At 69.9% G+C, this 24,743-nt stretch carries 21 protein-coding genes and 3 pseudogenes; 18 read left to right on the top strand and 6 right to left on the bottom strand.

Translation table 11 applies throughout. The features are described 5' to 3' along the window. Positions 1–216 precede the first annotated feature (216 nt). The 3 genes from ACWGJM_RS05540 to ACWGJM_RS05550 all read left to right on the top strand — a co-directional run bounded on the left by ACWGJM_RS05540 (position 217) and on the right by ACWGJM_RS05550 (position 4,282). Positions 217–387 carry a hypothetical protein gene (locus tag ACWGJM_RS05540; RefSeq protein WP_453410360.1) on the top strand — a complete coding sequence of 57 codons (171 nt, stop codon included), beginning with the start codon at positions 217–219 and terminating at the stop codon, positions 385–387. 278 nt (positions 388–665) lie between these two features. Further along, entirely contained in the window at positions 666–2,303 is a 1,638-nt protein-coding gene (locus ACWGJM_RS05545) for a sigma-70 family RNA polymerase sigma factor (protein ID WP_453410361.1), read from the top strand. 263 nt (positions 2,304–2,566) lie between these two features. Further along, positions 2,567–4,282, top strand: coding sequence for an LCP family protein (locus ACWGJM_RS05550; protein WP_453410362.1), 1,716 nt, complete (start codon positions 2,567–2,569; stop codon positions 4,280–4,282). Between the two features lie 32 nt (positions 4,283–4,314). Here the strand turns inward: ACWGJM_RS05550 and ACWGJM_RS05555 are convergent, their stop codons facing one another. Beyond that, positions 4,315–5,010 (bottom strand): histidine phosphatase family protein, encoded by a 696-nt coding sequence (locus ACWGJM_RS05555; protein WP_453410363.1) that lies wholly within the window; start codon positions 5,008–5,010, stop codon positions 4,315–4,317. Positions 5,011–5,232: 222 nt separating this feature from the next. Between ACWGJM_RS05555 and ACWGJM_RS05560 the strand changes: the two genes are divergently transcribed. From ACWGJM_RS05560 to sbnA, 7 genes are all read left to right on the top strand, one after another. After that, entirely contained in the window at positions 5,233–5,898 is a 666-nt protein-coding gene (locus ACWGJM_RS05560; RefSeq protein WP_453410364.1) for a response regulator, read from the top strand. Continuing rightward, positions 5,895–7,001: a sensor histidine kinase gene (locus ACWGJM_RS05565; protein WP_453410365.1), complete on the top strand. Its 1,107-nt coding sequence runs from the start codon at positions 5,895–5,897 to the stop codon at positions 6,999–7,001. Before ACWGJM_RS05560 ends, ACWGJM_RS05565 begins: the two co-directional genes overlap by 4 nt. Before the next feature lie 115 nt (positions 7,002–7,116). Further along, positions 7,117–9,732 carry a Pls/PosA family non-ribosomal peptide synthetase gene (locus ACWGJM_RS05570; protein WP_453410366.1) on the top strand — a complete coding sequence of 872 codons (2,616 nt, stop codon included), beginning with the start codon at positions 7,117–7,119 and terminating at the stop codon, positions 9,730–9,732. After that, a complete protein-coding gene (locus ACWGJM_RS05575; protein ID WP_453410367.1) occupies positions 9,729–12,317 on the top strand; it encodes a non-ribosomal peptide synthetase in 2,589 nt (862 codons plus the stop codon). Before ACWGJM_RS05570 ends, ACWGJM_RS05575 begins: the two co-directional genes overlap by 4 nt. A gap of 1 nt (position 12,318) precedes the next feature. Then, positions 12,319–13,323, top strand: a complete 1,005-nt coding sequence (locus ACWGJM_RS05580) for a TauD/TfdA family dioxygenase (protein WP_453410368.1) — start codon at positions 12,319–12,321, stop codon at positions 13,321–13,323. Next, complete coding sequence (sbnB, locus tag ACWGJM_RS05585; RefSeq protein ID WP_453410369.1) at positions 13,320–14,390, top strand: 2,3-diaminopropionate biosynthesis protein SbnB; 1,071 nt, start codon at positions 13,320–13,322, stop codon at positions 14,388–14,390. The genes ACWGJM_RS05580 and sbnB overlap by 4 nt, the downstream gene beginning before the upstream one ends. 52 nt (positions 14,391–14,442) lie before the next feature. Further along, positions 14,443–15,468: a 2,3-diaminopropionate biosynthesis protein SbnA gene (gene sbnA / locus ACWGJM_RS05590; protein WP_453410370.1), complete on the top strand. Its 1,026-nt coding sequence runs from the start codon at positions 14,443–14,445 to the stop codon at positions 15,466–15,468. On the opposite strand, the gene ACWGJM_RS05595 is transcribed toward sbnA, so the two are convergent. Together ACWGJM_RS05595 and ACWGJM_RS05600 are read right to left on the bottom strand one after the other, a co-directional pair. Further along, positions 15,423–16,160 (bottom strand): 4'-phosphopantetheinyl transferase family protein, encoded by a 738-nt coding sequence (locus tag ACWGJM_RS05595; protein ID WP_453410371.1) that lies wholly within the window; start codon positions 16,158–16,160, stop codon positions 15,423–15,425. The two genes, sbnA and ACWGJM_RS05595, sit on opposite strands and share 46 nt — an antisense overlap. 63 nt (positions 16,161–16,223) lie before the next feature. Continuing rightward, entirely contained in the window at positions 16,224–16,670 is a 447-nt protein-coding gene (locus ACWGJM_RS05600) for a MarR family winged helix-turn-helix transcriptional regulator (RefSeq protein WP_453410372.1), read from the bottom strand. A 108-nt stretch (positions 16,671–16,778) separates the two neighbouring features. On the opposite strand from ACWGJM_RS05600, the gene ACWGJM_RS05605 reads away from it, so the two are divergent. Continuing rightward, positions 16,779–17,714: an alpha/beta hydrolase gene (locus ACWGJM_RS05605; protein WP_453410373.1), complete on the top strand. Its 936-nt coding sequence runs from the start codon at positions 16,779–16,781 to the stop codon at positions 17,712–17,714. On the opposite strand, the pseudogene ACWGJM_RS05610 reads toward ACWGJM_RS05605, so the two are convergent. After that, positions 17,669–19,594: pseudogene (locus ACWGJM_RS05610) on the bottom strand (N-acetylmuramoyl-L-alanine amidase). The gene ACWGJM_RS05605 and the pseudogene ACWGJM_RS05610 sit on opposite strands and share 46 nt — an antisense overlap. A 190-nt stretch (positions 19,595–19,784) precedes the next feature. On the opposite strand from ACWGJM_RS05610, the gene ACWGJM_RS05615 reads away from it, so the two are divergent. Next, complete coding sequence (locus ACWGJM_RS05615; protein ID WP_453410374.1) at positions 19,785–20,153, top strand: transglycosylase family protein; 369 nt, start codon at positions 19,785–19,787, stop codon at positions 20,151–20,153. 23 nt (positions 20,154–20,176) lie between these two features. Continuing rightward, entirely contained in the window at positions 20,177–20,494 is a 318-nt protein-coding gene (locus tag ACWGJM_RS05620) for a hypothetical protein (RefSeq protein ID WP_453410375.1), read from the top strand. Between the two features lie 26 nt (positions 20,495–20,520). Here ACWGJM_RS05620 and ACWGJM_RS05625 read toward each other — a convergent pair whose 3' ends face one another. Further along, the gene (locus ACWGJM_RS05625; protein ID WP_453410376.1) at positions 20,521–21,138 is read right to left on the bottom strand and encodes a GNAT family N-acetyltransferase; all 618 of its coding nucleotides are present in this window, start codon (positions 21,136–21,138) and stop codon (positions 20,521–20,523) included. A 226-nt stretch (positions 21,139–21,364) separates the two neighbouring features. On the opposite strand from ACWGJM_RS05625, the gene ACWGJM_RS05630 reads away from it, so the two are divergent. From ACWGJM_RS05630 to ACWGJM_RS05645, 4 genes and pseudogenes are all read left to right on the top strand, one after another. Then, complete coding sequence (locus ACWGJM_RS05630; protein WP_453410377.1) at positions 21,365–22,426, top strand: bifunctional class I SAM-dependent methyltransferase/NUDIX hydrolase; 1,062 nt, start codon at positions 21,365–21,367, stop codon at positions 22,424–22,426. Positions 22,427–22,532: 106 nt separating this feature from the next. After that, entirely contained in the window at positions 22,533–23,027 is a 495-nt protein-coding gene (locus ACWGJM_RS05635; protein ID WP_453410378.1) for a lamin tail domain-containing protein, read from the top strand. Positions 23,028–23,404: 377 nt separating this feature from the next. Further along, positions 23,405–23,551, top strand: a pseudogene (locus tag ACWGJM_RS05640) (NADH-flavin reductase); the annotation flags it as partial. 36 nt (positions 23,552–23,587) lie between these two features. Beyond that, on the top strand, positions 23,588–24,133 hold the full coding sequence (locus ACWGJM_RS05645) for a GNAT family N-acetyltransferase (protein WP_453410379.1): 546 nt from the start codon (positions 23,588–23,590) through the stop codon (positions 24,131–24,133). A 40-nt stretch (positions 24,134–24,173) separates the two neighbouring features. Here the strand turns inward: ACWGJM_RS05645 and ACWGJM_RS05650 are convergent. Beyond that, positions 24,174–24,512: pseudogene (locus ACWGJM_RS05650) on the bottom strand (sulfite oxidase); the annotation flags it as partial. Positions 24,513–24,544: 32 nt separating this feature from the next. Here ACWGJM_RS05650 and ACWGJM_RS05655 point away from each other — a divergent pair. Then, on the top strand, positions 24,545–24,721 hold the full coding sequence (locus tag ACWGJM_RS05655) for a hypothetical protein (protein ID WP_453410380.1): 177 nt from the start codon (positions 24,545–24,547) through the stop codon (positions 24,719–24,721). The last annotated feature ends 22 nt before the right edge of the window (positions 24,722–24,743 follow it).

The following is a 24,743-nucleotide window of genomic DNA, read 5'->3' on the forward strand; positions in this document are numbered from 1 at the left end:
CGTACTCCAGCGTGATCTGGATTACATCGCCGCTCATAGGAATTGGCCCCCGCGTGGCCCGCCGTCCCGGGACCGGCGGGCCGACGCCTCAAGGGCGCCGTCGCGAGGTACGCGGAATCTACGCTTCCAAGAACTGAAACGGAAGCCCAAATTCCTCTTGACCCTCCGACCTGCACCGACGCACCCTGAACCCCACCCGCAGGAAGGAAGCACAGGATGAGTCGGGCCACCACCACACACCGCATCGTCGAGTACTGGACGGACAAGGGCACCCACGTGATCTTTCCCGTCGAACGGAGTGACGACGTGGACCGCATGAGCGACGAGCAACTGATCGCGAAGTACGGGGACCCCGGAGACGGGGCGGCCGCCCGCATCGTCCGGTAGGTCACTCCACGGGGGCGCGAGCCCGCGGTGGCCAACAGGCAGGCGTCGGTGGCGAACCGGGCGGCGAGGGCTCCCCGACAGCCGCGGCGGTCCCCCTGAGCCGGATGTCCGTGAGTCCGCCGAGAGACCTCCGTGTGACGTCCTCCATTGCGCACGCCGCGCCGGAGTGGCGAACCTCTCGTGGAACAGGTTTCCGAAGAACTGTTATCCGCGTCCCGCCGCGGGATCTCCCAGTCATCGGACACCATCGTTCGGCGTCGAGGACAGGGGAGCTTTTGATGAGTACGCAGCACGCGGGGGACCCGGCGGGGCTGGTGAACGCTGCCCGAGCCGGCGATCCAGAGGCTCAGGACGCACTGGTCAGCGCGTACCTCCCGCTCGTCTACAACATCGTGGGCCGGGCCCTCAACGGCTCGGTCGATGTCGATGACGTGGTGCAGGAGACCATGCTCCGTGCCCTCGACGCGCTGGGGGGTCTGCGTACTGCGGAAAGCTTTCGCTCCTGGCTCGTGGCCATCGCCATGAACCAGGTCCGGGCGCACTGGCAGGGCTGGCAGAGCGCGCCGGACGCCGTGGAGGACGCCGTGGACCTCGCGGATCCGGGTGCCGACTTCGTGGACCTGACCATGGTGCGGCTCCAGTTGTCCGGCCAGCGTCAGGAGACCGCGCGCGCCACGCGCTGGCTGGAGCCGGACGACCGGGGACTGCTGTCTCTGTGGTGGCTGGAGTGCGCCGGCGAGCTGACCCGGACCGAGGTGGCCGCTGCCCTGGAGCTGTCGCCTCAGCACACGGCGGTCCGGGTGCAGCGGATGAAGGCGCAGTTGGAGGCGGCCCGTGTGGTGGTGCGGGCGCTCGACGCGCAGCCGCCGTGCACGGAACTGAGTGGTGTGCTGGCCTCCTGGGACGGCCGTCCCTCGGCGTTGTGGCGCAAGCGAATAGCCCGGCACGCCCGTGACTGCGTGAGCTGTTCCGGCCTGTGGAGCGGCTTGATGCCCGCGGAGGGACTGCTGGCCGGACTGGCGCTGGTCCCGGCGTCGGCAGCGTTGCTCGGGAAGCTGGGATCCGCCTCCGGCGGAATGGCTCCGGTCGGCTCGGCGTCGCACCTCGACGCGGTCCAGAGCCGTACCGGACCGGACCCTCGGGCCGGGTCCCGCGCCCCGTCCGGTCGCACGGCCTCCCGCGGCGCGGCCCGACGACGCCGGCGCATCCGGCGCAGGGCCGTAGGCGGCGCCGTCGTGGCGGCCTGCGTGGCAGGGGGCGGCCTCTGGTACTTCGGCACGGACTCCGGGACCGGGCCCGACGCTACGACCTCCGCGCGGGCCACCGGCGATCCCGTCGTCGACCTCTCGGCAACCCGTGCCGTCGAGACCTCGCCGCCGGCGTCGCCATCGCCGTCGCCGAGCGCGTCCAAATCGAGGAAGACGACCGCTTCCAAGACGCCCGGGCCCACCAGGAAGAGCACCCCGACCCCCGAACGATCCGCCCGGCCGACGCCGCGTCCGTCCAGTACACCGCCGACTCAGGTGGCCTCGTCGGGCACCGTGGCGCAGGTGGTCACGCTGGTCAACAAGGAACGTTCGGCCGCCGGGTGCGGTCCGCTCACGGAGGACCCGCAACTGGAGGACGCCGCGCAGCGCCACTCCGATGACATGGCCGCCCGCAACTTCTTCGACCACACCAACCCCGACGGTGCCGACCCCGGGCAGCGCATCACCGCCTCGGGCTACCGCTGGTCCACGTACGGCGAGAACATCGCCCAGGGTCAGCAGACTCCGCAGGCGGTGATGGACTCCTGGATGAACAGCCCCGGCCACCGCGCCAACATCCTCAACTGCTCGTTCAAGGACATCGGCGTGGGCGTCCACAAGGGTTCGGGCGGCCCGTGGTGGACACAGGACTTCGGCGCCAAGCTGTGATGCCACCCACGCTGTGCCGTTCGTGGTGACCGGACAACTACATTCTGTGGGCACATGTGCGGCCGAGGGCCGTCTGCCGGCCTCCACGAGGTCCCTCACCTGTGAATCGCCTCAAGATTTACGCTGATCCGGCAATGGGTTTGTTAGATTGCGCAACTACGCAATCCAAGTGGAGCCCCGCTTCACCTGCCTGTATCGCCGCTCACGTCGGCCGCACACCCACGGCCCGGCCTGAAGGGCCCGACCGTTCATGGGAGTGGGAGATGAGCGACCCGTGGGACGGCTCGGGCGGCCAGGCCGCGCGCAGCCGCACCGCCCAGGTGCCCGGACCGCGTATGAGCCAGGACGGCGGTGTGCCCCTGCCGGGCGGCCGGGCCGCGACCCGGGCGGCCTCCCGCTCGCGCGGCGGTGCCCGGTCCGGACACCGGAGTCGTCCGGTGCGGCGCGGCAGGCGCGTGCTGAAGATCATGGCGATCTGCCTGTCCGTCCTGGTCCTGGTCACCGCCGGCGCCGGATGGTGGTTCTACGAGCACCTGAACGGCAACATCAACAGCGTCTCGCTCGACGGAAAGGGCGGGACCGAGAAGGCGGACGCCTTCGGCCGCACTCCGATCAACATCCTCGTCATGGGCTCGGACGGCCGGACCAGCAAGACCGACTGCAAGCTCGGCGGCGGCTGCTCGAAGACCGGCGTGCAGACCGGCAGCAACGCTGACGTTGAGATGGTGGTGCACATATCCGCCGACCGCTCCAACGCCACGGTGATGAGCATCCCTCGGGACACCATGACCAAGGTCCCGGCCTGCAAGGACAGCGAGAACGGCCAGTCCACGACCGGCTACTACGGGCAGATCAACAGCGCGCTCCAGTACGGCCCGGCCTGTCAGGTGGCCACCGTGCACCAGCTCACCGGCATCCCCATCGACCACTTCGTCAAGCTGGACTTCTCCGGTGTGGTGAAGATGTCCGACGCGGTCGGCGGTGTCTCCGTGTGCGTCAGTGCCGACGTCTACGACACCTACTCGCACCTGAAGCTGTCCAAGGGCAGCCACACCCTCAAGGGCGTCGCTGCGCTGGAGTTCGTGCGCTCCCGGCACGGCTTCGGCGACGGCAGCGACCTCGGCCGTACCATCTCCCAGCACATCTTCCTGAGCGCGATGATCCGCAAGTTCAAGAGCGCGGGCACGCTCACCGACCCCACCGCCGTCTACGGCCTCGCCGACGCCGCCACCAAGGCGCTGACCGTGGACGACGGCCTCGGCAGCGTCAAAAAGCTGATCTCGCTCGCCGCCGACGTGAACAAGGTCCCCACCAAGCGGATGACCTTCACCACCATGCAGACCGCCCCCGACCCGACCAACGACGACCGTGTGGTGGTCGGCGCGGGCGCCAAGACCCTCTTCGCCTCCATCGCCGACGACCAGTCCCTGACGACCGGCTCGGGCAAGAAGTCCGCGGCGGCCTCCGCGACCGCCAGAGCGACGGCCACCGCCTCGGCCGTGCCCGCCTCCCAGATCGCCGTGACGGTCGAGAACGGTACGACCATCACCGGCCGCGCCTCCGTCATCGCCGGCGCGCTCACCGGCCAGGGCTTCAGCTCCGGCACGACCACGGCCAACGCCCCGAACCCTTCTGCCACGACCACACTCACGTACGGCTCCGGACAAGAGGCCGAGGGCAAGACCGTGGCCAAGGCACTGGGGCTGTCGGCCTCGCACCTCAAGGAGGGGATCGGCACCGGCCTGACCCTGGTGATCGGCGGCGACTGGCCCAGCGGCGCGAGCTTCCCGGGCGGCACCTCCACGCCCGCGCCCGCCGACACCAAGGCCGCCGTCGGAGGCGCCCACGCCCAGACCGCCGACCAGGCCAAGACCTGCGCCAAGGTCAGCCCCTACAAGACCGTCTCGCTGAACGGCGTCCCCATGACCCCGTCACAGGCGTACGCGGCGGCGGAAGGCAAGCCCGACTCCGACGACTGAGGGGGGTGGCCGGCCTCCAGGCATCCGCGTCGTCAACGCCTGGCAGGCGGCACCCTGACCAGCCACTGCTCAGCACCGTCATGCGCGCGGTGCGAACCCTGAGGGCCGACCAGGCGCCGGGAGCGGTCGGCGTGGCGATGGGAGGGGTGCAGGACAACCTCGCTCGGAAAGGAGCCGTCGACCGGGCGGACGCTCCAGCCGTCCTCGCGCCGCATGAGCGAGACGATGTACAGGGGCGGTGCCTCGATCCGCCAGAAGGCCCGTGCCGGCGCGGACAGGGCATGGACGAGCAGGGCCTTGACGACGGCTGGCTCGGCGACGGCCACGGCGCCGCCCGTCTGGTAGGGCAGGCTGTTGAGCCAGTGCGCGGCCCGGTGGCAGAGTTGACGTAGGGATTCGCCGCCGTGTGGCGCGGCATCCGGGTCCGTGAGCCAGGCGCTGAGGCCGTGCGGGTCCGCAGCGGCGACTTCGGCCATCGTGCGGCCGCGCCACGTCCCGTAGTCGATGTCGCGCAGCGCCGGATCCACTGTGGTCTCCAGTCCAAGGACTGCCGAGGTCAGCGCGCAGCACCTGGAGGGCGACCGCACGGTCGGCGTGCGGAGAGGAGTCGCCGACAGGACAGCACCTGCCTCGTGCAGGTCGTCGTCACGGAGAGCTCCGTGACCGAAGACCGTGTCCGCGGTCCCGTTCGTGGTGTGCCCGCATACAAGCGTCAGGCGGATCGTCATGCGACTGCCCTCCTCCATGGCCCACCGTGTGCTCCGTTGTGCTCCTGTTCTCAAGGATTCGCCTGCTCCCGGGGCCACGACCATCCGGCAGGGGTCCGGAAACGTCCCCGTCGACCGGCGGGCGGCACCCCCGCCGCCTGGGCGGTGCGGGCGCGGGAGACTGCGGGGCGCCGGCCGGCGTGGTACGAATCGGAGAGTGATCCGATGATGAGTGGAGCACGCGTGATCCGGGTTCTGGTGGTCGACGACGAGGCCCTGATCCGTACGGGCTTCCAGCGCATCCTGGACGCCGCGGACGACATCGAGGTCGTGGCGGCGGTTTCCGGCGGCGAGGCGGTCCGGACGGCGCAGGCGATGGGTCCGGACGTCGTACTGCTGGACATCCGCATGCCGGACGTCGACGGGCTCACCGTCCTGTCCGGTCTGCTCCGGCTTGAGCCGCCCCCGGTGGTGGCCATGCTCACGACGTTCGACATGGACGAGTACGTCGTCACGGCCCTGCGCTCGGGCGCGGCGGGCTTCCTGCTCAAGGACACCGATCCGGAGGAGCTGCCGTTTCTCGTGCGCGCCCTGGCCGACGGTGGCTGCGTACTGTCGTCCAAGGTCACCCGGTCGGTCGTGGACCGCTACCTCCAGGCCGGCTCTCCGGAACGTGCCGCCCGCAGCCTGGACCGGCTGACCGACCGCGAGCGCGCCGTGCTGGTCCTCATCGCCGAGGGACTGTCCAACTCCGACATCGCCGTCCGTATGCACCTGAGCACAGGCACGGTCAAGGACCACGTGAGTGCCGTCCTCGGCAAGCTGGAGGTCAGCAGCCGCGTCCAGGCCGCCCTGCTGGCCGAACGGGCCGGACTCCTGACGCCACCACGGGACCTGGAACCGGGATGACGTCCCGCCGACTCGCCGACGCACTCCAGGATGCCGCGCTGATCGGGGCAGCACTGCTCGACGTGTGGGTCAACGTCGATCCCGGCGACTCACTGCGCATGGCCGTCGCCCTGCTCGCCGCCTGCATGCTCGTGGTGCGCCGGCGCCTGCCGCGGCTCACCTTCGTACTCACCATGCCCGCTGTCCTGCTCTCGGACGCGATCTTCGCTGCCCTGGTGGCCCTGTACACACTCGCCACGATCACCCGGCGCCGGATTGTGCTGGCCCTCTGTGCCCTGGCGTTGACGCTCAGCGACATGGCGACCGCCTCGCCGTCGCTGCGCCTCGATCTGTGGAAAACCTCGGCGCTGATCACCCTGGGCTATACCGCGGCCACAGCTGCGGCTCCCGTCTTCCTCGGTCAGCTCGTCCAGGCCCGGCGTGACCTGTCGCTGCGGCTCGCCGAGATCTCCCGGGCGCGTGACCACGAGCGACGGCTGACCGAGCAGGCCGTCCTGGCCAAGGAACGCGCACAGCTCGCGCGGGAGATGCATGATGTGGTCTCCCACCAGGTCAGTCTGATCGCGGTGCGGGCGGGAGCGCTCCAGGTCGGCACGCGGGACGCCGACGCCAAGGAGGCCGCGGCCACCATCCGGCGGCTGAGCGTGCAGACGCTGGACGAGCTGCGGCACATGGTCAACGTCCTGCGCGACTCGCAAGGCCGCCCCGCGGAACTGACTCCGCAACCCTCGCTCAGCGACCTGCGGCGGCTGATCGACGCCAGTGGCATCGACACCGACCTGAAAGCGGACCTGCCCGGCGGCCTCTCGCCGGCGCTCCAGCGCGCTGTCTACCGCACCGTTCAGGAGGCGCTGACCAACGTCCGCAAACACGCGCCCGGCGCCAGCGCGACCGTGCACGCCTCCCACGAGGGCGACACCGTGCGTGTCACCGTCAGCAACACCGCACCGGTCCGGCCGCCCGTCCCCCTGCCCAGTTCGCACTACGGCCTGGTGGGCCTGCGGCAGCGCGCCGCCCTGCTCGGCGGAACCGTCACCAGCGGCCCCACCGCCGACGGCGGGTACGAGCTCCGGCTGGAACTGCCCACCGAACAGGCGCCGTGACCCGGGGGGCACGGCCCCTGACTGGCCGCGGTCAGGATGTGGTGGGAAAATAGTAATCAGTTGTGAAAGTCAGGATTTATCAAATCCTTCTCCATACGTGCTCCGTATAGATGTTATGACGTCAGATTCGAAGCTCACGTCACGCGCGGCCCGAAGCGGTGCCAGCAGCGGCCGACCGGAAGACGAACCCGTCATCGGGGAAGCGCCGGCCGGTGCGGGACCTTCGCCATCCCAACAGGTCCCGCCGCCGGACGAAGGGCAGGGCGCGCCGCCACTGGAACAGGCTCTCGCGGAAGTGATGGCCGATCTGGTGTCCGTCTCGGAGGTGCCGCCGGACAGTCACTTCTTCGACGACCTGGGAGCCGACTCCCTGGTGATGGCGCATTTCTGCGCGCGGCTGCGCAAGAGGGCGGATCTCCCCTCGGTGTCGATGAAGGACGTGTATCAACATCCCACGATCAGCGGCCTGGCGGCAGCGCTGCCGGACACCACGCCGGCGCGCCCGGAGCCGCGGGAGGCGCCGGGGTCGCGGGCCACGGCCCCGTCGCCCGAGGTGGCGGGCATGACGCCGTACGTCCTGTGTGGATTCCTTCAGGCAGTTGCCTTCCTCGGCTATGCCTACCTGCTGGCGCTGGCCACCGCTTGGGGATACGAGTGGATCTCCCGCGGGACGAGTGTGCTCGATGTGTACGCCAGGTCCGTGCTGTTCGGCAGCGCCGGCTTCCTGGGTCTGTGTGCCCTTCCCATCGTCGTGAAGTGGACGTTGGTCGGGCGCTGGAAGCCCGAGGAGATCCGTATATGGTCCCTGCGATATGTCCGCTTCTGGATTGTCAGGACGCTGATCCGTTCGGACCCGCTGGTGCTGTTCGTCGGCTCACCGCTGTATGCGTTCTATCTACGGGCGCTGGGTGCGAACATCGGGCGGGGAGTCGTGATTCTCTCCCGGAACGTGCCTGTTTGCACGGACCTGCTCACCATCGGTGAGGGCACCATCATCCGGAAGGACTCGTTCTTCTCCTGTTATCGCGCTCATGGGGGCGTGATACAGCCGGGCCCGGTCAGCATCGGCAAATCGGTGCTCGTCAGCGAGGCCACGGTGATCGACATCCGGACGGCGCTGGGTGACGGGACCCAGCTCGGGCACGCCTCCTCGCTGCACAGCGGGCAGGTGGTCCCCGGGGGCGAGCACTGGCAAGGGTCTCCGGCGGACCGGGCCTCGGTGGACTTCCAGATCGTGGGCGAGATGCCCCGCGCCGCGCTGCGCCGGGCGACGCACACCGTCATGCAGCTGGCAGGCGCGTTGCTCGTGTACGTGCCGCTCACGGTCGGTGGGACGGTCATGCTGCTGGTCGGGGTTCCGCAGATGAGAACGGTCATCGAGCCGGGACCCGCGGTGCTGGCCAGCGCGACGTTCTACCGTGATGTGGCGGTGGCGGCGGCTGTGCTCGTCGTCGGTGGTGTGGTACTCGGCCTGTTGCTCGTCAGCATGCTGCCCCGCGTGCTCGGCCGAGTCCTCGAACCGGGGCGCGACTACCCGTTGTACGGATGGCGTTACTCGGTACAGCGAGCCATCGCGCGGCTCACCAACAGGAGAGTCCTCACCCGACTGTTCGGTGACAGCTCCTGCATCGTCCACTATCTGCGGGCCATCGGCTACGAGTTCTCCCACATCGAGCAGACAGGGTCGAACTTCGGCACGGAAGTCAGGCATGAGAGCCCCTTCCTGAGCTCCGTGGGCAGCGGGACGATGGTCGCGGACGGCCTGTCGATCATGAATGCCGACTTCTCCGGCACCGCGTTCCGGGTGTCCAGGACATCGATCGGCGCGCACAGCTTCCTGGGGAACCGGATCGCCTATCCGGCGCGGTCACGGGCGGGCGACAACTGCCTTCTGGCGACGAAGGTCATGGTCCCTGTCGACGGCGAGATGCGGGAAGGCGTGGGGCTACTGGGCTCCCCCAGCTTCGAGATCCCGCGGACGGTGCTCCGCGACAGCCGGTTCGACCGGTTCCACAGCGGTGAGGAGCTTCGCCGCGGTCTCGCGGCGAAGAACAAGCACAACGCGGCCACCATGGGCTGGTACCTGCTGTCGCGTTGGGTCTACGTTCTGGGTGCCGCTCTGATCGTCGCCGGGGCCACGGACCTGTATGCCTCGCTCGGAGCGCCCGCCCTGGCGCTGGCCGATGTTCTCGGCCTGCTTTTCACCGCGGTCTATTTCGTGCTGGTCGAGCGTGCCGTCACCGCTGCGCGCCGTCCGGGCCCCTTGTACTGCTCGATCTACGATCCCCGGTTCTGGTGGCGCGAGCGCTATTGGAAGGTGCCCTCGGAGACATACCTCCGGATTTTCAATGGCACTCCGTTCAAGAACGTGATCTGGCGGCTGCTGGGCGTGCGCATCGGGAGCAGGGTGTTCGACGACGGCTGCTACCTGCCCGACCGGCCGATGGTGGCCATCGGGGACGCGTGCACGCTGAACGCCGGGAGCATCATCCAGTGCCACTCGCAGGAGGACGGCACGTTCAAGTCCGACACCACCACGATCGGCAGCGGCTGCACACTCGGAGTCGGCACGCTCGTCCACTACGGCGTGACGTTGGGCGACGGCGTGGTGCTGGCCCCGGACTCCTTCCTCATGAAGGGCGAGGTGGTCCCCCCGCACTCGCAGTGGGGCGGGAATCCGGCACGGGAGCTGGACCGGGCCCGCCAGGACGCGGGGAGGTGCGGTCGATGACCGTCGAATCCAGCGCCCGTACGTTCCGGCCCGACGATCCCGGGGACGCGGACTTCTGGCGCGCTGTCCTCAACGGCGGTGGTGTCACCACCGTTCCGCGCTGGTCGCTCGTGCCGGTGCAGGTCGTCGCGGAACACGAGGCGGTCATTCCCGAGGACACCATGACCGCCGTTCACCGGTTGGCCCACGAGTTGACCGTGCCGACCAGTTCGGTCCTGCTCGCCGCACACGCCAGAGTGCTGGCCGCGTTGTCCGGCGAGCAGGAGGTCACGACGGGCTACATCGCCGAGCCGGGCGGTCGGCCGCTGCCGTGCAGACTGACGACAGACCTCCCGTCGTGGCAGTCACTGATCAGGGAAGCCCGGCGTGGCGAGGTGGAACTGCTGGCTCACCGGCACTTCCCGGTCGGGGACCTCGAACGCGAGCTGGGCCTTTCCGGACCGCTGAGCGAAGCCTCGTTCGATCCGCTCCCCGCAGCCGGCGGGGCCGGCTCCGGCCCAGGTCTCGAACTCCCGGCCGGCACGGTGTTGCAGGTCGGGACCGCCTGGCACGACAGCGGCACCGTCCTGCGGCTGCGGTACCGCCGCGACGCACTGGACGCCAGGTACGCCGCGCGCGTCGCGGGATACCACCTGGCCGCGCTGGCCTTGATGACCGTCGCTCCAGACGCCCCGCTCGAGCCACAGAACCTGCTGTCCACCCAGGAGATCCGCTTCCAGCTCGACGCGCTCGCCGGTCCGCGGCGAGAGCTGCCGCGGCACTGTGTCCATGAACTGATCGAGCAGCGCGTCCAGGACGACGGGAACGCCGTCGCCATGGTGCACGGGGCCCGGCAGTGGACGTACGCGGAACTCGACGAGCGTGCCAACAAGGTGGCACGGGCCCTGCTCATGCGCGGGGCGGGGCGCGAGGACGTCGTCGCGGTGGTGGCGGAGCGAAACCTGGACTGGGCTGCCGCCGTGCTGGGCGTCTTCAAGGCCGGGGGTGTCTACCTGCCCGTCGAGCCGCACTTCCCCGCCGATCGCATCGCGACCACGCTGTCGCGCGCCGGGTGCCGGCTCGTGCTGACCGAGCGGGGCAGCACCACCACCCTCTCCCAGGCCGTGGAGATGCTGCCCGAGGTACGGACGCTGCTGATCGAGGCGGCGTACGAGGAGACGCACGCTGCCGCGAACCCCGGCGTCGACGTGTCCTTGGACCAACTCGCCTACATCTACTTCACCTCCGGCTCCACCGGAGAGCCCAAGGGCGCGATGTGCGAACACGCGGGGATGCTCAACCACATCCATGCCAAGATCGACGACCTGCGCATCGGCAAGGGACAGGTCGTCGCCCAGACGGCGCCTCAGTGCTTCGACATCTCGTTGTGGCAACTGCTGGCGGCGCTCGTGGCCGGGGGGCGGACTCTGCTGGTTCCCCAGGAGGTGATCTGGGACGTCCCGCGCTACATCGACACCATCGCCGACGGCCGGGTCAACGTCCTTCAGGCCGTGCCCTCGTACCTCGACGCCGTGCTGTCGTTCCTGGAGCGGTGCCCGCGCGAACTGCCCGACCTCCGCTGCGTATCGGTCACCGGCGAGGCGTTGAAGAAGGAGCTCGTGGAGCGCTGGTTCGCCGCACAGCCAGGCATCCGGCTCGTCAATGCCTACGGGCTCACCGAGACCTCGGACGACACCAACCACGAAATCCTCGACGGAATACCGGACACCGCGCGGATCCCGCTCGGCCGTCCCGTCAACAACGTGCGGGTCCGCGTCGTCGACGACAATCTGTCACTGGTCCCGCTCGGCGCGCCCGGCGAGATCGTGTTCTCCGGGGTCTGCGTCGGCCGCGGCTACGTCAACGATCCCGAGCGCACCCGGCAGTCGTTCACGACCGATCCCTATCGCGCCGGCGACCGGCTCTACCGAAGCGGCGACTACGGCCGTTGGCTGCCCGGGGGCAAGCTCGACTTCCTCGGCCGCCGGGACAGTCAGGTCAAGGTTCATGGCTTCCGCATCGAGATCGAGGATGTCGAGAACGCGCTGCTGAAGGTGCCCGGCGTACACGCCGGCGCGGTGGCCGTCGCCCAGGGTGAACGCGACAGGCGCCTGGTGGCCTTCTGCTGCGGTGAGCCACCGCTCACGGACTCCGCGATGCGCGACCAGCTGGGCAGGTGGCTGCCCGCCTACATGATCCCCTCGGCCTTCCACTGGCGCGGTGACCTCCCGCTGACCGTGAACGGCAAGGTCGACCGCAATGCGCTGGCCGCGCTCGCCACGGGGCTCGACGACACCGGGCCTCCCAGCGCCTCCGATGCCACCGCCGGGGAGTCCGACGAAGCCCCGCGGACACCGGCGGAGCAGCGCCTGGCCGCGGCATGGGCCGCGGTGCTCGGCATCCCGCAGTACCGGATCGGCCGTCACGATCACTTCTTCGGCAACGGCGGAACCTCACTCACCGCGGTACAGCTCGCCATCCGCCTCGACCGCGTGCTGACCCTGAACGACCTGACCCGGCATCCGGTCCTCGCCGACCTGGCCCGGCTGCTCGAGGCCAAGGTGGCGTCGTCCCCGACCGTTGAACCGTCACCGGAGGCAATCTGAGATGTCCTCCTCATTCACCAGCCGACCGCTGGAGCCGGACGTGCGGCTCGACCGGGTACCGATCCTGACGACCGGTCCGACCGATGATCCGTCCCGTTGGGCGGCCGAACACCGGGAGAAGCTGCGGAGCCTCGTCACCGAGCACGGTGCCGTTCTCGTCCGCGGTCTCGGTCTGCACGATGCGTCCGCGACAGCCTCGGTCTTCAGTGGGCTGGCCTCCGGCCTGATGGACGAAAAGGAAGCGTTCGCGGCACGGCGGTCCTACGGCAACGGCGTGTACTCGTCGTCGAAGTGGCCGCCCAACCAACCGATGTGCATGCACCATGAGCTCAGCTATGCCCTCCGGTTCCCGAGCATGCTGCAATTCGCCTGCCTGAGTGCGCCCGACAGCGGCGGTGCGACGGCGCTCGCCGACTCACCGACCGTACTCGACGCCCTGCCGGACGGGCTCGTCGAGCGGTTCGAGCACGAGGGATGGCTGCTCACCCGGAACTACAACGACGACATCGGCGCCTCCTGGGCCGATGCGTTCGGCACCGACGACCGTACGGCCGTCGAGAGTTACTGCCGCGCCGCCGCGATCGAGTTCACCTGGCAACCCGACGGCGGTCTGCGCACCGGCCAACGCCGCAGCGCCGTCATCCGTCACCCGCTCACGGGGCGGCGCTGCTGGTTCAACCAGATCGCGTTCCTCAGCGAATGGACACTGGATCCCGAGATCCGCGAGTACCTGGTGGATGTCTACGGCGCCGACGGACTGCCGTTCAACACCCGGTACGGGAACGGCGACGCGATCTCGCGGGAGACCGTCGACCTCATCAACCGGGTCTACCAGGTCAACACCGTACGTGAACCGTGGCGGGACGGTGACCTGTTGCTCGTCGACAACCTGCGCACCGCGCACAGCCGAGAGGCCTACGAAGGACAGCGCGAGGTGCTTGCCGCCCTGGCCGACGCGGTACAACTGGCCGACTGCTCGCCGACCGTGGAGGCGATCCCGTCATGACCACCACCTACTCCCCCGCTGCCCGGTGCACACCCTCCGGGACGCTGCGTGTGCCTCCCTTCGCCGTCATCTCCGGCGCCCAGGTGCGGGGCGTGCTCCAAGGGCAGGAACAGCGGATCGTGCAACTGGTGGAGGACGCCTACCGGCTGCACGCCGAAGGGGACTCGGTGAACCCGCCCTCCTATTTCCTGCGTTTCGACGATCGTCCGACGTCCCGGATCATCGCGCTGCCCGCGTCGCTCGGGGGCGAGACACGGGTGGACGGCCTCAAGTGGATCTCCAGCTTTCCGCAGAACGTCGCGGCCGGCATCCCCCGGGCATCGGCGGTACTCATCCTCAACGACCACGACACCGGCTATCCGTTCGCCTGCCTCGAAAGTTCGATCATCAGCGCTTCCCGAACGGCCGCGTCGGCATCGCTGGCGGCCGACCGGCTCACCCGGGGCCGCCCGCGCCCGGCGAGCGTCGGCTTCGTCGGCACGGGACTGATCGCCCGTTACATCCACACGTTCCTGGCCGGCACGGGCTGGTCGTTCGAGAACATCGGCGTGTTCGACCTGTCCCGCGAGAACGCCGCGGCCTTCCGTTGCTGCCTGGAGCAGTCCGGAACCACGGGGCAGATCACCGTGCACGACAGCGCCGAACAGGTGATCCGCCTCAGCGACCTGGTCGTCTTCGCCACGGTCGCCACCCGTCCCCACATCCACGACCCGGCATGGTTCGCGCACCGTCCTGTCGTTCTGCACGTGTCCCTGCGCGACCTGGCGCCCGCTGTGCTGCTCGCGTCGGCCAACTTCGTGGACGACGTCGAACACTGCCTGCGAGCCGACACATCACCGCATCTCACCGAACAGCTCACCGGAAACCGCCAGTTCCTCGACGGCACACTGGCGGATGTCATGGGTGGGCTCGTTACACCACCTGCGGACCGCCCGGTGGTCTTCTCACCCTTCGGCCTGGGGGTGCTCGACCTCGCCCTGGGCAAGTACGTCTACGACCGACTCGCCGACTCCGGAGAGCTGCATGTTGTCGATGACTTCTTCCACGAGCTGAACCGCTACGGATGAGCGGTCGGCGGCACCATCAGGCGCTGAGCCGCTCTCACCAACGGAGGCCATCGTGCCAGTCATTTCGGAACCCTCGGGCTTCAACGAGGAAGATCTCTATGTCGACCTGCGGTCGGTCTTCGGGCTTCCGCTGTTCCTGAAATGCGAAGGCTTCAATTTCGCCGGCTCCATCAAACTGAAGCCTGCGAAGGAGATGGTCGAGGCCGCGGAACAGGAGGGGCTCATCACACCCGATTCGATCCTGGTGGAGTCCTCGTCGGGCAACATGGGCGTGGCTCTGAGCGTGATAGCGGCCAGCAGGGGATACCGGTTCCTGTGTGTGACGGACTCCCGCTGCAACCTGTCGACCCGGTTGTTGATGGAGGCGCTCGGCGCCCATGTCCACGTCGTCACCGAGCCGAGCCCGGACAGTGGTTTCCTCGGTGCTCGTCTGGAGTACATCCGCGGGCTGTGCCTCCGGGACGAGCGGTACTTGTGGCTGAGCCAATACACCAACGCACACAACTGGAAGGCTCATTACCACTGGACGGCACCGGCCATCGCTCGCTGGTTCCCTCATCTTGACGTCCTGTTCGTCGGCGCGGGCACCACCGGAACGCTCATGGGATGCGCCCGCTGGTTCAGGCACTGGCACCGCCCCGTGCGGATCGTCGCGGTCGACACGGTCGGCTCCGTGACCTTCGGCGGCGCGCCCGGGCGCCGGATGCTCCCCGGGCTGGGCATGAGCATCCGGCCGCCCTTGCTGGACACGTCGTACGTGGACGAGGCGATTCAGGTGGAGGAGGCCGACACCATCCGGGCCTGCCATCGTCTGGCCAGCCACGGTTTCCTCTTCGGCGGTTCCACGGGCACCGTGGTCAGCGGGGCGATCGACTGGCTGTCCCGCCGGGACGACCAACGCCCCACCGCCGTCGCCATCGCCCCGGATCTCGGCGAGCGCTATCTCGACACCATCTACCAGGCCAACTGGATACACGCTCTCTACGGCGACGACCTCCTGCCCACCGGTACGCGGCCCGAGGCTGATCCCCGTCAGGCCCGACCGGCACCGTCGGCGCGGTCGCCCGGCACGCCATAGGCGCCGGTCGCGCGGGCTCCCGCCCCTCGCGACCGTGCCACCGTCACGGCCGTCAGCACAAAACCGGCGCGAACCGCGAACCGCCCGTCGAACCCGGCCGGCGCCGCCGGGTCGATGACGGGCTCGGCAAGACGCCCGTGGAAGGTCTCGTCGGACGGGTCCACGGTGAGGAACACGTCCGTGAAGTCCAGCCACCTACGGGTCAGCGGGAACCACGCCTTGTAGACGCTCTCCTTGGCGCTGAAGAGGACCCTGTCCCAGTGGGCGTGCCCCCGCGGCAGGTCGTCGAGAGCCGCCACTTCCGCATGGCTGGTGACGGCTTGCAGGACACCGGCCGGCAATCTGTCGTGGGGTTCGCCGTCGATGCCCAGCGAAGCCAGGTCCTGCTCCAGCGCCACCGCCGCGGCGCAGTAGCCGCGGCAGTGCGTGATGCTGCCGACAACGCCCCGCGGCCACACCGGTTCTCGATGCGTCCCGATCAGAATCGCGGCGGCCGGCCGCCCCAGAGCCCGCATGGCGCGCCGGGCACAGGTCCTGCCGGCGGCGAACTCCCACTCCCTGACCTCCGCCACCCGCCCCAGAGCCGCGGCCTCCTCGGGCAGCAGCCGCACGTCGCTGTTGCGCCCCACGATCTGCGCGGCGCGCGCGACGGCGGGCAGGAGCCCGGTGATCGACTGCGACGGCCAGGTCATATCAGCAGTTTCGCCCGCCCGCATGCGCCGCGCATCTTTCCACCGCACCGCCTGCCCGGCGGTTCACTCGGGGCCGACGAGCGAGCGCCGCTCCAGCGCCGCGCGGAGCGTGGCCATGGTGGCAGCCGTGCGGGCCAGTTCGTCGGCCGGGACGGCATCGGTCAGTGCGGCGAGTTCGCGGCCGACGGTGGGACGGGACCGCGCCAGCAGCCGGGCGCCCTCAGGGGTGAGGTCGAGCACCGACGAGCGCCGGTCCTGCGGGTGGGCGCTGCGCACGCACCACCCGGCGGCCTCCAGCCGGTCCACCGCCTTGCTGGCCGCTCCCACGGTGATCGCCACCTCGCGGACGATGTCCAGCACCCGGCAGCCCGGCACGCGATCGATGATCTCCAGGCACTCGAACTGCCCCAGGCTCAGCCCCTGTTCGGCCCGCAGTCGGGAGCTCACCGCGTTGTAGAGCCGGGTCTCGACACGTACGAGGTCGGTGAACATCTGGGTGACGTAGCTCACAGGCACTCCATTGGATTCCAAGGAATCATCTTCTTGGGAATCCAGTTGGTCTCGGCAGATGGATTCCTCGGAATCCATCCTCCCATCACGACTCCACGGAGGCCCCGGATGACCCGACAGCAGCGTGACGCACTGGAGGCCCTGCTCCGCTCGGCCCCGCGCGACCCGCACCCCGGTCCCGAGGCGCAGCGCAGCGGCTTCGCCAAGGCCCTGACCCGGCCGGCGCCCGACGACGTCATCACCGGCCGGACGACGCTGGGCGGGCGCCCGGCCCTGGAGCTGGAGCCCGCCGAGGCCGCTCCCCGGGGCCGGCTGCTCTATCTGCACGGCGGCGGATACGTCGTCGGCTCGCCGGACACACATGCCGGCCTCGTCGGGGAGCTGGCCCGCCGGGCCGGAGTACGCGCGACGTCGCCGGCCTACCGGCTGGCGCCCGAACACCCCTTCCCGGCGGCAGTGGAGGACGGACTCGCGGCCTACCGCGCCCTGCTGGACAGCGGCACGGACCCACAGGAGCTGGCCCTGGCCGGCGACTCCGCCGGCGGAGGCCTGGCGATCGCCACCCTCCTCGCGGCCCGGGAGGCCGGACTGCCGCAGCCGGCGGCCGTCGCCGTCCTGTCGCCCTGGGCGGACCTCACCCTCAGCGGCGAAAGCGTCCGCTCCAAGGAGGAGATCGACCCCATCTTCACCACCGACCAGGTGCGGGCCTACGCCGACCGCTACCTCGGCGACCGCGACCGGGCGCAGCCCCTGGCCAGCCCGGTGTTCGCCGACCTCACCGGGCTGCCCCCGCTGCTCATACAGGTGGGCTCGCGCGAGGTGCTGCTGGACGACGCCGTCCGGCTGGCCGGACGCGCGGGCGCCGACGACGTCGACGTCACCCTCGAGGTCTGGCCCGAGGTCCCGCACGTCTTCCAGCACCACTACGGCCGTCTCGACGACGCGGACGCCGCACTGGACCGGACCGCCCGCTTCCTCGCCGAGCGGCTGCGCTCAGCTCATTCGGGGCCCGCCGACGCGGTATCCGTGACGTCGCCGGCGTAGACGAGGGCCACCCGGTGGTTGTACTGGACGGTGTACATCTTCTTGCCGCCGAGAACGACCCTGCCGCTGGAAGGGAAGTAGTCGTCGGTGACGGCCGGGGGCTGCGTGGCGACGTAGGCCTGGCCGGCCGGGACGGTGTACTGGGCCAGCGGTGCCTGGGTCGAGGCGCCCAAGCCCGACGGGTACTCGGAGGCGTCCGGGTAGCTGGAGCCGTAGACCGACACCGGCGCGTCACCGGAGGGACGGACGACAGTCACGCCCTCGGCGCGGGTGGTGTTGCAGCCGTCCGGGTTGTGGAACCACACCTTGGACCCGCTGAACCAGATCGCCGTCCAGTCACCCTCCTGCCCGGCGACGACGAACTGCTGACCGGCCTGTGCGGTGCTGCCCCAGTCGTTGATCCGGTCGGTGCCCGCGGCGTTCGGGTGCAGCGCCTGGTCGCCGAAGAGCGGGGCGTCCGCCTGGGGCGCGGTGCGCAGGTACACGAAGTTCGCCGGACCGGGCCGCTCGGTGCACTCCGTGGTGGCACCGGTCGGGTCGTCGGACGGGCAGATCTGGACCGTCTGCTGGTTGCGGTCGAATCCGGGGGTGATCGTGACCACCGAGCCGGCCGGGCCCACGCCGTGGCGCCCGGTGACCGGAGCACCGAGCAGACGCATGAAGTGCTCCCAGTCCCATGCCGGTCCCGGATCCCAGTGCATCCCGGAGACCAGCGCCGTGTTGGGCCCGGCCACGTTGTCGTGTCCCAGGATGTGCTGCCGGTCCAGCGGTATGCCGAAGCGGGCGGCCAGGTACTTCACCAGTTCCGCCGTGGCCTCGTACTGGGCCTCGGTGTACTAGGTACCGCCGTGGGCGGCGTAGCCCTCGTGTTCGATGCCGATCGAGTGCATGTTGGCCGAGTAGTTGCCCGCGTGGAACGCGAGGTCCTTGGTCGGCACCATCTGCGTCACCGCGCCGTCGGAGGACCGCATCACATAGTGCGCCGCACCGCCGCCGGGGGTCTGGAAGATGTTGATCGCGGACTCGTAGGACGTCTCGGTGTCGTGGATGACGATGGAGTCGATACGGATGCCGTTGGCGGGGCGGTTGGAGACCTGCCCGTTCGAGGGGGACGCCGCGACGAAGGTGCACGACACGGTGACGGGACACTCCGCCGTGGTGCCCTGGGTGGTGACCGACTTCCGCACGGTCGACCGCGAGCCGGCCGTACGCGGGTCCGGCACGGCGCCCAGGGTGACCCGCTGGCCGTCGTCGGTGGTGCGCGAGGCCCCCTTGCGCAGGGTCGCGTAGACCCGGTCGGCGTACGCGGCTGCCGCCCGGCGCTCGGTGGAACCGCTGAACCGGGCCACCGCCTCGTACCAGGCGCCCGGGTCCGGGGACAGCTCACCGGTCGATTCCTTCTGATACGACGCCAGAAGCGCGGCGCCGCCGCGTATGTTGGCCGCCGGGTCCGTACGCAGCGCACGGGCCGTCAGACGGGTCAGGCGGGCCGCCTTTTCGAGGGTGTGCAGCGCCGGGTCCGCCGCCGTCTTCGCCAGATCCGCCCGGCCGACCGCGCCGGTGTCACCACCGGCCAGCATCGCCGGCGTGACGTCCGTCAAGTGCATGGGGCCGTAGCCGCCGTCGGCGCTGTACCTGCCTTGATGCGCCTCCCAGGCCGACTGCTGGTACGCGACGGCCAGCAGGACCGCCACCGGCACCTTGTACTCGGCGGCAGCGGCGGCGAACTGGTGCTGGCGCCGGGATGCCGCGTCGGTGACCGCGGATGCGCCGCCGGGCGCGGCGACCGCCACGGAGGGCGCGGACACGCCGGCCGCGGCCAGCAGCCCGGCAGCGACGAGCGCGGTGCCGCGGCTCCGCGCAGGGGTGATGCGTCTCATCAAGGTTCCTGGACTCTCCTGGAGGAGGCTGAGCTCAGGTGCGGCATCCAACCCCCCACCCTGACTGGGCAGTTGACGAAACTAGCACATGCCTCGCCACTGACAGGGGCAGGCTCCTGACGGGGCTCGCGTCGCCCGAAAAGCCGTCAATTCGGGCATAAAAGACACTTAGCCATTACTGTCATTTGACATGATTTCAAACTATGAGAGTAATCGGCTCCAGAACAGCGGGCCGAACAAGCGGCGTCGCCTGGCGCTCGGGCTGTTCCCGCTGGTCGCGGCCTTGCTGACGACCGCGACTGCGTCCGCGCAAGCCGCGCCTGCCACGGCCCTGGGCACCGACTGGGATGCCATCGCGAGATGCGAATCGAGCGGGAACTGGCACGCGAACACCGGCAACGGCCACTACGGAGGCCTCCAGTTCAAGCAGTCGAGCTGGATCGCCGCCGGCGGACTCAGGTACGCCCGCCGCGCAGACCTGGCGACGAAGAAGCAGCAGATCGCCGTGGCCCGGCGCCTCGCCGCCCTTCAGGGCATGAATGCCTGGACATGCGCGTAGAGCCGCGGCCCCATACTGTCCGTATGGCCGAACTGACCCCCGAGCAGCGGGTCCTCGCCGAGGCGATGTCCGAGGTCTCCGAGTCGGCGTACTGCGCCGGCTGGATGGATGGCTGCGAGTACGACGTGTGGCGGCTCCTCCACGAGGGCGGGGACTGGGGCATGGCGGACGCCGAGCAGCTGGCGCCGCTCCTGACCGAGGTGCGTACCGCCCGCGACCGGGCGGGATGCTGGATTGCGTGGGGCGACGACGATCCCGACCAGTGGGCGGTCCCGCTCGCCGAGTGGCTGCCCAGGTACGAGACGTGGGCGGCCGCGTCCCTGCCTCGCAGGACTCGGTGACCAGTCGGGAGGGTGACGCATCGCCTTCAGCGGACCGCAGGGTCCGCGGCTTCGTGCGGTGCTGCCGGTCCGGCGCCGCGGCAGTGGGAGGCCGGCCCCTGGACTGTGTGCCGCAGCCAGCGGGCGTCGATCTCGCGGCCGTCCCGCAGGGTGTGGCGTGGCGGCCCGTCGTCCGCGACGAAACCGGCTTTGGCCAGTGCCCGCGCGCTCGCGGTGTTCGCCGGCTCGCATCCTGCCCGCACCGTCCGAAGCCCCAGGTGGGTGTGGCCGAGTAGCGCGGCGGCCCCGAACAGCTCCGTGCCGAGCCCCTGGCCACGCGCATGGGGGGCCAGCCATCCGCCGATCTGTCCGGTGGCGGTGTCCACCTCCGTGGCTCCGGCGTATCTTCCGTCGTCCAGGCGTACGCCGATCAGTATCTGTCCCACGTCGGGGTCGGGTGCGAACGGTTGGGCCAGCAGGCGCTGGGCCATCCGGGAGGGAAGTCGGGAGCCGGCATCCCCGGGGCCCAGTCGGAGCAGGGCCTCGCGGAGGCGCGCGTCGGTGACGATGCCTTGGTCCCACCCGAGCCAGCGCTGGGCGTCGGGGTCCGAGGCACCGGCCAGGACAGCGGCGATGTCCAGCCCGGTCTCCGGGGTGTAGAGCAACAGACGCTCCGTGCGCAGGGTGTGCCGCCGATGGCCGCACACACCGGGCAGAGGAAGCTTGGGCGTCGCCCGCCGGCGACGCAACCCTGACCACATCATGTGCCCCCTGAATGACCCCACGGCCGACCCTGCCGGGTTCGGCGCAGGCCGGAGTCCAGTGCCGCCGACGCGGGTAGCCATCGGCCGCGAGGCCCGACCGCCCCCAGACCAGGCAGGAGCCATACCGGTGGGACACACCACGCCCGACGAGTGGGACGCGCACTACACCAGCGGCCGGACCTTCCGGCATCTCAGCGACGCCGAGCGCGAGCTGCTCGCCACGTACGCTCCGGCGCCCGAAGGCGGTCTCGCCCTGGATGCCGGCTGCGGACTCGGCGAACTCGCCCGCCATCTCGCCGCCGCAGGTTACACCGTCGACGCCATCGACCACGCTCCCGCTGCCGTCGACCTCGCCCGGTCCGACACCGAGGACGGCTGGAGCATCGGCTACCAGTGCTTCGACATCGAGCGCGATTCCCTCGACGACCTGCCCCATCCCGCGTACGACCTGATCACCTTCCGGCTCAGCTGGGCCTTCGTCCGCGACCGCACCCGCATGATGAACCGCCTTCGCGAGCGACTGCGCCCCGGCGGCACCCTCTGCGTCATCACGCCTGTCGCCGAGCAGGTGCCGGACGGCAAGCGGGCCATCGCTCTCGACGAGGACGAGCTGGGCCTGCTGAGCGCAGGCTGGGCCGTCGCCGAACGCCATGACGCGGAGGGCCTCGCCTTCCTCGTCCTGCGTGAACCCGTCCCGGCCCAGGCCGCGTACGCCGACAAGCGGCAGCCCTCCCCGCACGCTCTCACCGGCGCCGGCGTCGTCGTCACCGATGCCGTGGGGCGGGTCCTGCTGGGCTGGTCGACGCGCGGGGTCTGGGAGTTGCCCGGCGGCAAGAACAGCGCCGACGAGGACTTCCCCGAGGCGGCCGTACGGGAACTGGAGGAGGAGACCGGCCTGAAGGCGAGCCCCACGGACGCGCGGCTGCTGGCCCTCCTGATGGACTCCACCCATGGCATGCCCCGTATGACGGCCGCCATCCGCGTCCTCGCCCACACCGGTGAACCAGCGGTCACCGAGCCGCACTTGATCCACCGCTGGGAATGGCACGAGCCCGCCGACCTGCCCGCCCTCGCCCAGCCACTGTTCACTCCGAGCGCGCACGTCATCGACACCGTCTGGCCCGGCCTGCTGACCGGCCTGCCCCCCGTCCACCGCTACCCGATCGGAACCCACGTGGAGCCGGGGTGACTCCGATTGCCCGACCTTCACCATTCATGCACCAAGTCGCCACCTCGCGGTCGCCTTTTGTGTAGGCTCCAGGCGCTTCATCCGCACCGTCGAGGGGGGATTCCTCATGCGTACCCGTTACGCCGTGGCCACCGCCGCCACCGCCGCCATAACCGCCGTGCTCACCGCCGCGCCCGCGCAGGCCACCGAGTACACCTCCGCCCTGAAGATCAAGGGCGTTCAGTACGACGCTCCGGGCCCGGACTCCAACCGATGCTCCGGCGGCAACACCAAGGACGAGTACCTGACGATCAAGAACTACTCGCACAGCACGACGGTCAACCTCAAGGGTTATGTCGTCAAGGACGCCACCGGCAACCGCTTCACCTTCTCCACCAACCACTACCTTCAGCCTGGCGACTACGTGAAGCTGCGTGGCGGCCACGGCACCGACTCCGACGCCCACAACGTGGTCTACCGCCAGAACTGCAACTTCATATGGAACAACGACAAGGACACCATCTACCTCTTCAAGCCTTCCGGAGCCCACGCCGACACCCATTCGTACACCAAGGCCGGCTCCGACCCGGACGGCAACGGCTACATCACGTACCACGGCTGACCGCGGGCCGCGGCCCAAGCCGGGGGCAACGGCCCGACAACGCCCCGATGACGCAGGTCACGGCTTGGCCAACGCCTTCCCGGACATGGGTCACATGTTCACTCCTTGCCTCTGATGGCAGAGCGGCGCCGGGCGGAGAGTGATCGGCGGTCCGGTTCCCCCACCCGGACCGACCGTCACTCCGAAGAGCGCTTCCCTCCCTCACGAAGGGGCGACCCTGGCTGAGTTGACGCGTCGCAGACTCCTGGGCTCGGCCGCCGGCGCACTGGGCGGCGCCGCGGCCTTCTCCCGTCGGTGCAGCACCAGGCATGAAACGGCGGTGCGGGCGGCAAGATGGACCATCTGCGACAACTACTTCTGTTCGGTGTTCGGCCCGTCGCACCGGAAGGTACCGGCGTGGCACCACCACACTCATCACCAGCGCCGACGGCGGGTCCCGGATCTCGGCCGAGGACCTTGCCGTGGCCATCCTCGACGAACTCGAAAATCCGGGTGAGGACAGGCACTTCACCGTGGCTTACTAGGCGCTCCGCAGCGGAATCAGTCCGGCAGGAGACAGTGTGAGCACCCGGAAGATCGAAGCCGTCGAGACCGCCCGGCTGAGTCTCGTGCCGCTCGCCGTCGAGCACGCGGACGAGATGGCCGAGGTGCTCTCCGACCCCGCTCTGCATGTCTTCATCGGCGGCGCCCCGCACTCTCCGCAAGCTCTGCGGGCACGGTACGAACGCCTGGTGGCAGGCTCACCCGGCCCCCTGGAGACGTGGTGGAACTGGGTGATCCGGCTCCGCGAGGAGAACCGCCTGACGGGAACGGTGCAGGCGACGATCACCACCACCGGGCACGGCTCCGCGGCCGGAGTCGCCTGGGTGGTCGGCACCCCGTGGCAGGGACGCGGCATCGCCACGGAGGCGGCGCGAGGACTGGTCGCCTGGCTGCGGGAACAGGACGTGCGGGTGATCCGTGCCCACATCCATCCGGACCATCGGGCATCCGCTGCCGTTGCCGCTGCCGCGGGCCTGGCTCCCACCGGTCACTGGTATGACGGCGAGACCAGGTGGGAGCTCCGATCGGATGGGCCTGGCAGAGCACCGGAACGCGCTGGATGACGTTGTTGGCGAAGCCGCCCCGGTTCCAGGCCTGTTCGAGTGGCTGGGTGTTCCCCGCCTCGTCCCGGGCACGGGCGCTGAGGACGTGGTCGCCGGGGACGGCACGCCACATGCGGGACCGGCGGCGCCAGGCCCAACGGTGTCCACGATCCGGTTCGAGCTCGGCCGGGTGCCGGGTCGCACCACCGTCCGTACTGGCCTCCACCCAAGTCACCGGGGCGCGTCCCGGCCACGCCCGTCCTTCGAGGAGGACCGGGCCCGGCGCGACCACCCGCGTGCGGGACATGAAGTCGGGGAAGCCGGCCGGTATCAACAGTGCCCGGGGAGCGATGCGCGTGACCGGCTCCCCCGCCTCCCCGGACTCGTGCACCGGGGTCATGCCGTACCAACCGGGCACCACGAGGCGCAGCGGTGCTCGACTCCGCGCTCCACACCGTGATCGGCGCCCGTGAACACGACGTCGACCGCGACACCGGCCTCGTCGAGGAGGAGCGCAGTTCCGCAGCCGAGAGTGTCAGCGCGCGGCGCACGCGTCCGCCCACCGTCAGCCGCCAGGCGGCTTCGTCCGGCACGTGGGGGATGTCGTAGTGCGTCAGGACGTGGTGCAGGC

The sequence above is a fragment of the Streptomyces sp. NPDC054834 genome (assembly GCF_053611185.1).